Origin of the sequence: Hoylesella buccalis ATCC 35310 (assembly GCF_000177075.1) — a bacterium.
GTDB lineage: Bacteria > Bacteroidota > Bacteroidia > Bacteroidales > Bacteroidaceae > Prevotella > Prevotella buccalis.
Map to the genome: position 1 here is coordinate 58860 of NZ_ADEG01000045.1, position 13189 is coordinate 72048.

Consider the following 13189-nt stretch of genomic DNA (forward strand, 5'->3'; position numbering starts at 1 on the left):
CCGAAGAGAGTGGGATTGATGATTTATTTCCTTAAAAATTCTACCGATTGCGCAATGTGTGGCGACATAAACTCATCGTTTTCGATGAATGGCACCACCTTGCGATAAGCCGCATAGATAGCCTCAATGGCTGGCGACGACTTCAATGGGCGACGGAATTCAAGGGCTTGGGCTGCATTGAACAGCTCGATAGCCAGCACTCGCTCGGTGTTGAGCACTACCTGATACAACTTTGTGGCTGCATTGGCACCCATACTTACATGGTCTTCCTGCCCCTGTGACGACGGAATGCTGTCGACCGAAGCTGGCGTGCTGTACATCTTGCTTTGACTGACAATAGACGCAGCGGCATATTGTGGTATCATGAACCCACTGTTAAGACCAGGCTTTGCCACCAAGAAGCTGGGCAGATTGCGCGTACCCGAAATCAACTTATAGATTCGTCGCTCGGAGATGTTGCTCAATTCACACAGGGCAATTGCCAAAAAGTCCATAGGTTGGGCGATAGGCTCGCCATGGAAGTTGCCTGCAGAGATCACCAAGTCGTCGTCAGGACAAACAGTTGGGTTGTCGGTTGCCGCATTCAACTCTATTTCAATGACCGATCGCACATAAGCCAATGTGTCCTTCGATGCGCCATGCACCTGTGGCATGCAACGGAACGAATAGGGATCTTGCACGTTCACCTTAGGTTGCTTGATGAGTTCACTGCCCTCTAACAGCTCTCGAATATGTGCAGCGGTGTCTATCTGTCCCTTGTGTGGACGGACAGCATGCACAGCATGCGTGAATGGTTCGATACGTCCGTCGTAGGCTTCCAATGACATTACGCCAATCTTGTCTGCCCAATCACAGAGACGCTCGCTCTGCAACACCGCCCAAACGGCATAGGCGTTCATGTTCTGCGTACCATTGAGCAGGGCAAGTCCTTCTTTGGAAGCCAACTGTATGGGTTTCCAGTTCATCTTTTGCAATATCGCCTCACCGCTCATCCGTTCACCTTTATACTCTACCTCGCCCATTCCTAACAGTGGCAAGCAGAGGTGAGCCAACGGAACGAGGTCGCCCGATGCACCCAGTGAGCCTTGCGTATAGACTACGGGATAAATATCATTGTTGAAGAAGTCGATCAATCGCTCAACTGTCTCTACCTGACAGCCAGAATAGCCATAACTCAAAGACTGCGCTTTGAGGAAGAGCATAATCTTTACAATGTCATTTGGCACCCTGCTGCCCACGCCACAAGCGTGCGACATGATGAGGTTTACTTGCAACTGAGCTAATCTATCTTTGTCTACCGACACGTTGCACAATGAACCGAAGCCTGTGGTAACGCCATAGATAGGAACGTCCGACTCGGCAATTTTCTTGTCTAAATATTTGCGACAGCGCACAATTCGTTGACGTGCGTCATCAGATAATTCTAAAGTAGCATGGTTTTCTAAAATCGCTCCCACCTCCTCAATCGTGAGGTGTGCTGCGCTAATTTTGTGTATCATAGTGTGATTGTTAATGTGCCAAGTCGCAACGCCTCTCGCTCAAAGAAGTGTTTAGCGTGAAGCATTGCGACTTGACGTTGATTTAGAAGTTAAGTTTCTCTATTTCGCTATCATCCACGAAGTTGGGTAAGGTTACCTTCAAGCCGGGAGTGCGTTCCATTTCTCGTTGAATGGCATCGATAGAACCCTTGTTGCGAGCCCAGCTACGGCGTGCGATACCGTTGTTGACATCCCACAGAAGCATCTCGCGGATGTGGCGATTCGCATCATCGCTGCCATCGACCACCATACCGAATCCTCCATTAATGACTTCGCCCCAGCCTACGCCGCCACCGTTGTGAATGGACACCCATGTGGCACCACGGAAAGCATCGCCGATGACATTTTGAATGGCCATGTCGGCACAGAATTGCGAACCGTCGTAGATATTACTGGTTTCACGGAAAGGAGAGTCCGTACCAGAGACATCGTGATGATCACGACCAAGGACAACGGGCTGACTGATTTCGCCTTTGCGCACTGCCTCGTTGAATGCCAACGCAATCTTGGTTCTGCCCACACTGTCTGCATAGAGGATGCGCGCCTGAGAGCCTACAACCAAATGATTCTTGCCAGCTTCCTTAATCCAGTGGATGTTGTCATCCAACTGACCGATAATATCTTTTGTGGCAGTTTTCCTCATTTCTTCCAGCACCTCAGTTGCCAAGCGGTCGGTTACCTCCAAATCCTTCGGGTCGCACGATGAGCATACCCAACGGAATGGACCGAAACCATAATCGAAGAACATCGGTCCCATGATATCCTGCACATACGAAGGATAACGGAACTTACCGTCCTCACGAAGGATGTCAGCACCTGCACGACTTGCCTCCAAAAGGAAGGCATTGCCGTAATCGAAGAAGTACATTCCCTTTGCGGTGAGCTTGTTGATAGCGTCTACCTGTCGGCGCAATGACGCCCGAACCTTTTCCTTGAACTGCTCAGGAGCTTCTGCCATCATGCGATTAGACTCCTCCAAGCTCATGCCTACTGGATAATAACCACCTGCCCAAGGGTTGTGCAAAGATGTTTGGTCGCTACCCAAGTCCACACGGATGTTCTCTTCGGCAAGGCGTTCCCACAGGTCAACGATGTTACCCACATACGCCATGGACACCACGCGCTTCTCTTCGACAGCTTTTCGGATAGCAGGTATCAGTTCATCAAGGTTGTCGTGTAGCTCATCTACCCAGCCTTGTTCGTAACGTTTGTTAGCAGCCAAGGGGTTGATTTCAGCGGTTACACTCACTACGCCAGCGATGTTGCCAGCCTTTGGTTGTGCGCCCGACATGCCACCAAGACCTGCCGTGACAAACAGTTTCATGTTGTCGCCACCTACCTTGCGTGCCGCATTGATCACAGTAATGGTAGTGCCATGCACAATTCCCTGTGGACCAATATACATATACGAGCCTGCGGTCATCTGTCCGTACTGACTCACACCGAGTGCATTGTCTCTCTCCCAATCGTCCTGCTTAGAGTAATTGGGAATCACCATACCGTTCGTCACCACCACCCGTGGTGCATCCTTATGCGAAGGGAACAAACCAAGTGGATGACCAGAGTACATCACCAATGTCTGCTCGTCTGTCATCTCGCTGAGATACTTCATCACAAGTCGATACTGCGCCCAGTTTTGGAACACGGCACCGTTGCCTCCGTAGGTAATCAGTTCGTGTGGATGTTGCGCTACTGCCCTATCCAAGTTGTTTTGTATCATCATCATGATAGCGGCAGCCTGCTTACATTTGTGTGGATATTCGTCAATGGGACGAGCGTGCATATCATACGTAGGACGGAAGCGATACATATAGATACGTCCATAAGTCTTCAACTCGTCCAAAAACTCTGGTGCCAATGTGGCATGAAACTTCTTTGGGAAGTAACGCAGAGCGTTGCGCAATGCCAACTTCTTTTCTTCTGGTGTAAGAATGTCTTTTCTCTTAGGTGCATGGTTTACCGTATGGTCATACGGTTGTGGATCGGGTAAGGTATTAGGAATACCTGCCCGAATGTCCGCCATGAATTCTTCGTGCGTCATTTTCTTTATCTTTAAGGTCTTATAATTTACTTTCTACTATTTTCATAATCTCTACTTCGGCTTGGTTTGCCTTGTCAATGAGTTGGTTAGCCTCGCCCACCAACTGATCTGCTACCTCGCGATTTTTCAGTCCAGAGGCGTTAATCTTGACATTGAGACCAGCTCCTAAAACGGCAGCACGGGCAGCCAACACGCCCACACCAGCATCCGAAACGCTGTTGGGGTTGCCTTCTTGTGCCATCGCCTTACAGAGTTCAAACACTTTATAGGCAGCCTTCATAGTGTGAAGAGGTACCTGTGTGGCATAAAGAGTAGCTTCCTGAATTGCTGCAGAACGGGCTGCTTTGTCCTCGTCCGTCTTCTTAGGCAAGCCAAAGGCAGCCATGATGCGGTTGAAAGCCTCGGTATCCTCGTCGACAAGGTGCATCAGCTCTACCTTGATTTCCTGTCCTTTGTCTGCCCAGTTGCTGAACTCTTCCCAGCGATCATCCCATCCTGCCTTGTGACTTGACAGGTTGGCAACCATCGTTCCTAAGGTAGCACCTAATGCACCCATATAAGCGGAGATGGTTCCACCACCGGGAGCGGGAGACTCGCGCGAAGTCTCATCGGCAAACTCCTTCACGGTAAGGTCTATCAGTTTGGCTTTCTTGTTATCGTCCTCCAACAGGTATTCAATGACCTTCTCACGAGGATTGAATGGTTTGAGGTCGTCTAATCCCAACGACTTGATAGCGATGGTCAAGATATCCTCTTCTGGAATACCAGTAGAGCGGTTCTGTTTCCGCAAGAAGTACTTGCCTGCATCTATCAATGTACGCTTAGGAACCAGTCCTACTATCTCTGTTCCCGTGACACGGATGCCTCGGTTCTGCGCACAACGGCAAACCTCATCAAAGGCAACGTGCAATGGAGTGGCGTTGATATCTGTGATATTCATAGACACTTGCGCAATAGCGTATTCGTCAATATACCACCCAATCGCCTTTGTTCCTTTCAAGGTACCCGGTATCATGATGGTTTTGCCATGCTCATCCTTCATGGGCTTACCCACAGGAGAGTTGCCCTCTCGGCGTGGACGTCCCTTCTCACGCACGTCAAAGGCAATGGCATTGGCGCGACGAGTAGAGGTTGTATTGAGGTTGAAGTTGGTAGCAATCAGAAAGTCACGTGCGCCAACGGCAGTACATCCTGTGCGTGCCACACCTTCGTCAAAGGGGCGAGCCCCAAAGTCGGGTGCCTTAGCAGGGTCATTCATCTTCTCTGGCAGTGCCTCGTATTCTCCTGCACGACAAACGGCCAAGTTCTTACGCTCGGGCGTCCGTGCTGCAGCCTCGTAACAATAACAAGGTACGTTGAGTTCGTTGGCGATCCGCTCTGCCAACTGCTGTGCGAGTTTTGCACATTCTTCCAATGTAATGCTAGCCACTGGGATGAGTGGACAAACATCTGTGGCACCCATTCGTGGATGCGCTCCATGGTGATTGCGCATATCAATGAGCTGGGCTGCCTTTTTCACGGCTTGGAATGCAGCTTCTAATACATTATCGGGCGAACCGACAAACGTCACCACCGTTCTATTGGTGGCCTCACCCGGGTCTACATCTAATAGTTTAACACCCTTCACGCGCTCAATCTCATCTGTAATTTGCTTGATTACATGCATGTTGCGACCCTCGCTAAAATTAGGGACGCACTCTACGATTTGTTGATTTTTTGTCATTTTTAATATGATTAGGTTTAAGTTGTTTTTCGTTTGATGTGGTAAAGGTATAAAAAAAGAATAAACCTGCAAAAAAAATATATCTAAAGGATGATAAACATGACCTTCTTTTTTTTTGAACGACGGGAAGTACACATGATAAGCGTCTTGCCCGCTCCCACCTCGTGATCGCAGATGCCGCCACCGTTGGTTTTGAGCATCCACACGGCATCCTTCTGACTCTTGTAAAGGTCGGCAATGCCCAATCGTCTGAGGTCAAGGTCGGGAAACGTCTGGTGCGTACCGTCAAAGTTGGGTCGCACAAAATAGTTGAAAAGGTGGTTGTACCTGTCGGAGAGTTGCTGTTTGAAGATATCGGGTGTGCGCCCGAGCCAATCAACAAAGCCCTGCCTGATTTCCTCAATCTTGGCATTTGCCATCTGGATAGCATGTCCGTCCCTTACTTTGATGGTCTTGGCCTCTCCCGTAACCTTGTCCGTCACCTCCTTACTCTTGTTGATGTCGGGAATGGTATTGTGCAGGGCGTGCTTCAAGAGGTTATACTATCACAGCCTTGTATCAAGAATATGTATTAGTTTTGAACTATAGATAAAAACAAAAGCATTGCATTTCAATAAAAAATTGTATATTTGCAATCGATTAACAAAAAGTATTGTGCCTATGAACGAATAAAACTGATAGCAGACATATAAATAAAAAGCGTTAGCTTGCATTCTTGTTCTTGGAATTCGCCAAAATTAAAAGAGCTACGAGAGTAAAAGTTAATGCTCACGTCAAACGGCGTGGGCTTTTACTCGTTTAAGTGGCAATGGTGTTTGGCGATACCTCAAGAACATAGGCGAAGTTATCAGTCCACGCTTTTTATTTGTCTTTCTCCAACATCTTTCTGCGGACTGATTCTATCATATTTCATATAAATCTAAATTAAAAATAATGGAAAAGAATTTAATAACGATGTTCTTTGCTACAATAGCCTTGAGTGCAGCGATGACGTTTTCATCATGTAGTAAAGATGGTGATGAATCACAAGGAGGAGTTTCAACATCAAGTATCAATCCTTTAAGCGTGTTTACAGGTGGACTACCTAAAGGACTTGATGGTATACAAATTCTGACAGATGCAAAAGGACGTGTTTATGCTATGAAATCTTCAGACGAAAATGTTACTTTTGAATATAGAGAAGAATCTACGCGTTCAATAGAAAAAGGTCCTGATGTAATTATGACTATAATAAGAAGTGATGAAAAACTGGTCTGCAATTTGTTCCTCAATAAGAAAGGCTTTGTGCAGTATTGTACAGAAACACAATACCATAGAGGTGATCAACCAGATGAAGACACATGGAGTTTTACGTATAACAATGACGGGCAATTAATTAAGATGGTACGATCCGAAGGATTTGAGACGACTACCATGAAATATCACGAAGGCAATATCGTTGAAACACTAGTAGTTTCGAATGAAGATAATAGTCATAAAAACCTAAGTACCATATTCTATACATCTGACAAAGTAACCACTCCTATTGTGAACAAAGGTTGTATTATGCTTTTTGATACAACGTTGGGTATTGATATGGATGAAATGGAGTATGCGTACTATGCAGGTCTGCTTGGTAAAGCTATTAAAAATCTACCTGTCAAGTGTGTGGATGACGAAGGAAATGTAGAATACTACTCGTGGAAATTAAACTCTACTGGTTATCCTACACAGATGAAAAGTGAACATGGAAGTTATTCTTTTATTTGGTAAGGTGTAGAGGACTTTCATCCTCTTAATAAATTAATTTCTACAATCAGTAATCGCAACTTATCAAAATTATATGAAGAAAGAAACGTCTTTGTAGAAAACACCCCACCCATGGCCTCACAGAGTTGAATGTTAAGGACGTAATGATGATTTCCCCACAAGCTGTTTATCTTATTCTCGACTGGTAGGGTGAAAATGATGAAAAATATTGACTACCCTCTCAAATACTCGCGTATTTGCAACCAGACGCATGATGGCACGCAAATACGCGAATTTTGCAGTATAGTATGTATCAGTGACTTAGGTATTCCTATGCCTGATGCGGGTTGTGAACATCAATGCTTTTACACCCGAAAAGCAATGACTTTCAATACAAAACCGAATGCTTTAACATGCCAAACTGTACCTTCTAGAAGGCCAAAAGCAATGCTTTTAGACGGACAGACGCGAAAAACGACTCGAAAACAGCCGCGTGACAGCGAATATTTTTCTAGAATGAGAATTTAAAATAATGAAATAAATCAACAAAATACAATCTGCATACGCTATCCTGACCTTGCTATGACAGCACCTTGAATCGGGCGAACTTCAATAGCAACTGCTTGGTTCCCGCATTCCTGAAGGCCACGGTGGCTTTTCGGTTCTCACCCTTGCCCTCCAGACGGAGTACGGTGCCAATGCCGAAACGCTGGTGCTCAATGGTGCAGCCCTCTTGCAAGCCTGAGGCATCAGGACTGGAGGAAGCGGCTGCCGCTGTTCGTCCACCGCTGGTCATGGCATCAGTTACCCGCTTAAAGTTCCCACCTGCCTGTTGGAGTTGGCGCTTAAAGGAGGTAGAGAAGGGGTCAACCGCCTGTTCAGGACGCTGCGGAGCAGTGATTTTCGGTTTGACATCAGCTTGGAACTGACTCGCCACAGGTCGAGAGTTCTGCATTCGGTCACTATATCGACGATAAACATCGCCCGAGAAGGAGCTTCCACTGTAAGGCGTATGGAATGAATCATCGGACGCTTCGACTTCGAATTCGGATTCTATGTGTATAAAACGTGAATCAATGTCTTTGATAAATCTACTTGGCGTATCAAACTCCATCTTGCCAAATCGCCATCGGTTTTTGGCACTTGTCATGATACAATGCTTCTCTGCTCGGGTAATGGCCACATAGAGCAAACGGCGTTCTTCCTCCATCTCCCGCATCGAGCCCATCGACAGCGGACTTGGAAAAATGTTTTCCTCCAGTCCAACAATGAAGACGGTGGGAAACTCTAGCCCCTTGGCGGCATGCACAGTCATCAGTGACACCCTACTTCCCTCGCCATCATCGCTATCCAAATCAGTGAGCAAAGCAACCTCCTGAAGATAGTCGGTGAGATAAATTTCGTTTTCTCTACCCTCTTCTTTCTTGCTTTCACAGAAATCTTGCATACCCGCCAACAGCTCTTCTACGTTCTCTTGTCGGGCCAGTCCTTCTGGATCGCTATTGGAATAGATGTCGGCAATGAATCCACTTGTCTTCATGATCTCATTGCCCAACTGATATACATCTGTGTTAGAGGCTTTTAAGATATATCCCTCTATGAGTTCTTTAAATCGATTGATTTTGCCAAGTGTGCCTTGATTCACCCCCTGGAGATATTGTACAGGATTGGATATGACCTGCCAGAAACTCACCGCATGGCTGCGAGCCGAGTCGGCTATCTTTTGGATAGTCACATTCCCGATACCCCTGGTTGGATAGTTGATGATGCGCTTGAAGGCCTCTTCATCATCAGGATTGACAACCAAACGAAAATAAGCGATGATGTCTTTAATCTCCTTGCGCTGATAGAAGCTCAAACCGCCATAGATTCGGTATGGAATGTTTTGCTTTCGCATCTCCTCCTCGAAACTTCGGCTTTGTGCGTTGGTTCGGTACAAGATGGCAAAATCGCTGTAGGGTGCATTATCTTGCCTGGCAATTCGTTTGATGTCCTTGCAAACCACAAATGCCTCTTCCTTGTCAGAATAAACGGGTTTAAAGATAATCTTCTCCCCCTCATCGTTCTCACTGAACACGTCTTTGGGTATCTGCCGTTCGTTGTGCTTAATCAAACTGTTGGCTGCCTGCACGATTCTCTGTGTAGATCGGTAGTTTTGCTGAAGCTTGAAGAGACGCGACCCTTCGTATATCTGTTGGAAATCCAAGATGTTATCGATGTTGGCTCCACGAAATCCGTAGATACTTTGCGCATCATCGCCCACCACGCAGATGTGACGATGCTCTTTGGTCAGTAGCCATACGATGCATTGTTGGGCGTAGTTGGTGTCCTGATATTCATCAACCAGTACATACTGAAAGCGCTCGCAATATTTTTGTCGGATGTCTTCATGCTCTTTCAGCAACTGATAGGTCAAAACAAGCAAGTCGTCAAAGTCCATGGCATTAGCCTTACGGCATCGCTGCACATATGCCTCGTAAACAGAATGAAGCTCGGGCATGCGACTGTTTCGGTCGCGATTCATGAATTCTGACCTACTGGAATAATCGCGAGGCATGATGAGTTGGTTTTTGGCTTTGCTGATAATGGCATGTACGCCGGCTGGCCTGTACACCTTGTCGTCGAGCCCCATTTCCTTGATGATGGTCTTGATCAGCGACCGGGAATCACTTTCGTCATAGATGGTAAAGCCCGAAGTGTAGCCAATAGCATCGGCCTCAATGCGTAAAATGCGAGAAAAAATGGAGTGAAAGGTCCCCATTTGGATGTATCTGGCTGTCTCTTGCCCAATCAACTGTGCGATGCGCTGCTTCATCTCGTTAGCCGCTTTGTTGGTAAACGTCAATGCTAAGATGGACCATGGCTGCATGCCTTGTTGTACCAAATAAGCTATTTTGTAAGTCAACACACGCGTCTTGCCCGACCCAGCACCTGCGATGACCAGTTGTGGACCGTCGTTATAAGTAACAGCCGAACGCTGTTCTTGGTTTAATTGCGACAATAAATCTTTCATCTTTTCTTGTGGTAGATGCCTCCTTTGGTGGTGTTTGGATTAATATCCTCTCCTTCTTTTGGGAATGATGGAATGAATTTCATCTCATGTTCTATCTTTCTTTGTCTTAACCGGACATACCCACTGGGGGCTTTACTGCTGAATTGAATGGGGTTTGGCAGTGTTGCGGCGATGAGTGCGCATTCTGATCGTGACAACTCACTGGCTGTTTTTCCGAAATGATAGCGTGCTACTGCATCCACTCCATAAATCATGTCCCCCATTTCGATGGAATTTAAGTACACCTCCATGATGCGTTGTTTGCTCCATATCAACTCAATGAGTGCGGTGAAGTAAACTTCAAAACCTTTTCTGACCCACGAACGACCGGGCCAAAGAAAAACGTTTTTCGCCGTTTGTTGTGTAATCGTACTTGCTCCGCGCTTCTTTCCCGTCTTGTTTTTGATATTATGAACGGCAGCTTTTTCGATGGCATTGTAGTCAAAACCATGGTGCAACAAGAACCGTTGGTCCTCACTGGCCATCACGGCAACAGGCATGTGTCGTGAAATATTGTCCATTGGCACCCAATGGTGATGCATCTTGATTTCGCCTTTCTCGAAACATCGAATCACCATCAAAGGAGTTATGTAGACGGGTATGAACCGGTAGGCGACAACAGTGAGGATTGATGTTGCCAAAAAGAGAATAATAGCCCAACGGAAGAATGATGCGATAACCTTCATGTTTCAACGAAAAAGGGGTACCTTGTAGCACCCCTTATAAATATTACCTAATGTTTTATTAGTTAAGAGTTCCTGCATTTGCAGCTTCAACCATAGCCGGACTGGCATAGAGGAACACCTCCACGCGGCGGTTGAGTTGTCGTCCGGCCTTGGTGGCATTGTCGGCCACGGGCTGTGTACTGCCCTGTCCTACCACATTCTGGAACTGACTGGACGGAACGCCACAGCTCTTGAGGTAGTTCACTACGCTGCGGGCGCGGTCGTTACTCAATGGAATGTTGATGCCGTCATTACCGGTTGAGTCGGTATGTCCATAGACATCAATGTGACAATCCTTGTTGTTCTTCAAAACGGTAGAAAACTTTGCCAGCTCATTCTTGCTGGTTTGGTTCAAATTAGCCTTACTGCTGGCGAATAAGATACCGCTGTCAAAGGTAACCTTTACGGCGTCAAGGCCGTTTTTATCTTTCACCTCTTCTACCTTGGCATTCTCAACTTGTGCTGCTGTTTCTTGTGCTACCTTATCCATGTGACGGCCAATCATAGCACCAGCACCAGCTCCTACCGCACCACCGATGGCAGCTCCAACGCCTGCATTACCTGCTATCTTACCAATAATGGCTCCTAAGGCGGCTCCACCGCCAGCACCTGCCAAGGCTCCAGTTCCCTGTTTTGTAGAACAACTAAAGACGGTTAAAAGGCAAAGAGCCAATGTCATAAATTTCATTTTCTTCATAATCACTCAGTTTTGTGTTTATATTTATATTTGCAAAGATAATTCTTTTTATTGCATTATCATGCCCAAGTCAACAATTTTTTGTAATTTTGCGACAAATTTAAGCAATACAAACTTATGGTCAAAAGGGATATCACTAAAATGTTATATGATTTTCCCTATTATAGAAGAAAATAACTATTCATCAAGATAACATGGCAAAAGAATTAAAAGATTTGACCAAAAGGTCTGAAAACTATAGTCAGTGGTATAATGATTTGGTTGTTAAGGCCGATTTGGCTGAACAATCGGCAGTGCGTGGCTGCATGGTCATCAAGCCATACGGCTACGCTATCTGGGAAAAAATGCAGCAACAGTTGGACAAGATGTTTAAGGAAACAGGCGCACAAAATGCCTATTTCCCTCTTTTAATACCCAAATCATTCCTGAGTCGCGAGGCTGAACACGTGAAAGGGTTTGCGAAAGAATGCGCGGTTGTTACACACTACCGACTTAAATCATCAGAAACAGGCGACAGTGTGGAAGTAGATCCCGCTGCAAAACTGGAAGAAGAGCTGATTATTCGCCCTACTTCAGAAACCATTATATGGAATACGTATAAGAACTGGATACAGTCTTGGCGCGACCTGCCATTGATGTGCAACCAGTGGTGCAACGTCATGCGCTGGGAAATGCGTACACGTCCATTCCTGAGAACATCAGAATTTTTATGGCAGGAGGGCCACACTGCCCATGCAACGCGTGAGGAAGCTGAAGAAGAAGCACAGAAAATGCTCAAGGTATATGCCGACTTTGCAGAACAATGGATGGCCGTTCCCGTGGTGCAAGGCGTGAAAAGCGAGACCGAACGCTTTGCAGGAGCTCTGGATACATATACCATTGAAGCCATGATGCAAGACGGAAAGGCATTACAGAGCGGAACCAGTCATTTCCTGGGTCAGAACTTTGCCAAATCATTTGATGTCACCTATTTGAATAAGGAGAACAAACCAGAGTATGTATGGGCGACAAGTTGGGGCGTATCTACACGACTGATTGGCGCTTTGATCATGACCCACTCTGATGACAATGGCTTGGTGTTGCCTCCAAAGCTCGCCCCCATTCAGGTTGTCATCATTCCTATTGCTAAGAATGAGGAGCAGCTCAAGGCCATTGCTGATAAGCTGAATCCGTTTATGGATGACTTGAAAAAACTTGGCATCACCGTGAAATACGATGACAGCAACAACAAACGTCCGGGATTTAAGTTTGCGGATTACGAGTTAAAAGGTGTTCCTGTGCGCCTGGTTATGGGTGGCAGAGATCTTGAAAACAACACGATTGAAGTGATGCGCCGCGACACTTTGGAGAAAGAAACCATCCCTGTTGAAGGATTGGCCGATTACATCTATAAGCTGCTTGACGACATTCAAGCAAACATTCTGAAGAAAGCCAAAGATTATCGTGACGCTCATATTTATGAATGCGATAACTATGACGAGTTTAAGGAGAAGATAAAAGATGGTGGATTCTTCCTTTGCCACTGGGATGGAACCGAAGAGACCGAGGCTAAGATTAAAGAAGAGACACAAGCAACCATTCGCTGTGTCCCATTTGGCTTTGAACAAACACCAGGTGTAGACATGGTTTCAGGTAAACCAGCTAAACATCGTGTCATCATTGCTCGCAGCTATTAATTATAAAAC

General features: G+C 46.2%; 8 protein-coding genes and 1 pseudogene. 2 read left to right on the top strand and 7 right to left on the bottom strand.

Going from position 1 to position 13189, the window contains the following annotated elements; all coding sequences use genetic code 11:
• Nucleotides 1-23: 23 nt before the first annotated feature.
• The 4 genes and pseudogenes from hutH to HMPREF0650_RS05025 all read right to left on the bottom strand — a co-directional run.
• Complete coding sequence (hutH, locus tag HMPREF0650_RS05010; protein WP_004348849.1) at nucleotides 24-1499, bottom strand: histidine ammonia-lyase; 1476 nt, start codon at nucleotides 1497-1499, stop codon at nucleotides 24-26.
• A gap of 82 nt (nucleotides 1500-1581) precedes the next feature.
• Nucleotides 1582-3579 carry a urocanate hydratase gene (hutU, locus tag HMPREF0650_RS05015; RefSeq protein ID WP_004348851.1) on the bottom strand — a complete coding sequence of 666 codons (1998 nt, stop codon included), beginning with the start codon at nucleotides 3577-3579 and terminating at the stop codon, nucleotides 1582-1584.
• A 19-nt stretch (nucleotides 3580-3598) separates the two neighbouring features.
• Nucleotides 3599-5302 (bottom strand): glutamate formimidoyltransferase, encoded by a 1704-nt coding sequence (ftcD, locus tag HMPREF0650_RS05020; protein ID WP_040562510.1) that lies wholly within the window; start codon nucleotides 5300-5302, stop codon nucleotides 3599-3601.
• Nucleotides 5303-5409: 107 nt separating this feature from the next.
• Nucleotides 5410-5841, bottom strand: a pseudogene (locus HMPREF0650_RS05025) (DUF8437 domain-containing protein); the annotation flags it as partial.
• A gap of 394 nt (nucleotides 5842-6235) precedes the next feature.
• Between HMPREF0650_RS05025 and HMPREF0650_RS05030 the strand changes: the two are divergent.
• Entirely contained in the window at nucleotides 6236-7054 is an 819-nt protein-coding gene (locus HMPREF0650_RS05030; RefSeq protein WP_004348855.1) for a DUF4595 domain-containing protein, read from the top strand.
• A 556-nt stretch (nucleotides 7055-7610) separates the two neighbouring features.
• Here the strand turns inward: HMPREF0650_RS05030 and HMPREF0650_RS05035 are convergent.
• From HMPREF0650_RS05035 to HMPREF0650_RS05045, 3 genes are read right to left on the bottom strand one after another with little or no spacing between them, the layout of a single operon-like run.
• A complete protein-coding gene (locus HMPREF0650_RS05035; RefSeq protein ID WP_004348859.1) occupies nucleotides 7611-10043 on the bottom strand; it encodes an ATP-dependent helicase in 2433 nt (810 codons plus the stop codon).
• Nucleotides 10040-10768 carry a monofunctional biosynthetic peptidoglycan transglycosylase gene (mtgA, locus tag HMPREF0650_RS05040; RefSeq protein ID WP_004348860.1) on the bottom strand — a complete coding sequence of 243 codons (729 nt, stop codon included), beginning with the start codon at nucleotides 10766-10768 and terminating at the stop codon, nucleotides 10040-10042. Before mtgA ends, HMPREF0650_RS05035 begins: the two co-directional genes overlap by 4 nt.
• A gap of 58 nt (nucleotides 10769-10826) precedes the next feature.
• Complete coding sequence (locus HMPREF0650_RS05045) at nucleotides 10827-11504, bottom strand: YiaD family glycine zipper/OmpA-like lipoprotein (protein ID WP_040562512.1); 678 nt, start codon at nucleotides 11502-11504, stop codon at nucleotides 10827-10829.
• Between the two features lie 194 nt (nucleotides 11505-11698).
• On the opposite strand from HMPREF0650_RS05045, the gene proS reads away from it, so the two are divergent.
• Nucleotides 11699-13180, top strand: coding sequence for a proline--tRNA ligase (proS, locus tag HMPREF0650_RS05050; RefSeq protein WP_004348863.1), 1482 nt, complete (start codon nucleotides 11699-11701; stop codon nucleotides 13178-13180).
• Nucleotides 13181-13189 lie beyond the last annotated feature (9 nt).

Excerpts from the sequence above, each read along its gene's own strand:
- hutH (WP_004348849.1), bottom strand. The coding sequence starts at position 1,499 with ATGATACACAAAATTAGCGCAGCACACCTCACGATTGAGGAGGTGGGA.
- hutU (WP_004348851.1), bottom strand. The coding sequence starts at position 3,579 with ATGACGCACGAAGAATTCATGGCGGACATTCGGGCAGGTATTCCTAAT.
- ftcD (WP_040562510.1), bottom strand. The coding sequence starts at position 5,302 with ATGACAAAAAATCAACAAATCGTAGAGTGCGTCCCTAATTTTAGCGAG.
- HMPREF0650_RS05030 (WP_004348855.1), top strand. The coding sequence starts at position 6,236 with ATGGAAAAGAATTTAATAACGATGTTCTTTGCTACAATAGCCTTGAGT.
- HMPREF0650_RS05035 (WP_004348859.1), bottom strand. The coding sequence starts at position 10,043 with ATGAAAGATTTATTGTCGCAATTAAACCAAGAACAGCGTTCGGCTGTT.
- mtgA (WP_004348860.1), bottom strand. The coding sequence starts at position 10,768 with ATGAAGGTTATCGCATCATTCTTCCGTTGGGCTATTATTCTCTTTTTG.
- HMPREF0650_RS05045 (WP_040562512.1), bottom strand. The coding sequence starts at position 11,504 with ATGAAGAAAATGAAATTTATGACATTGGCTCTTTGCCTTTTAACCGTC.
- proS (WP_004348863.1), top strand. The coding sequence starts at position 11,699 with ATGGCAAAAGAATTAAAAGATTTGACCAAAAGGTCTGAAAACTATAGT.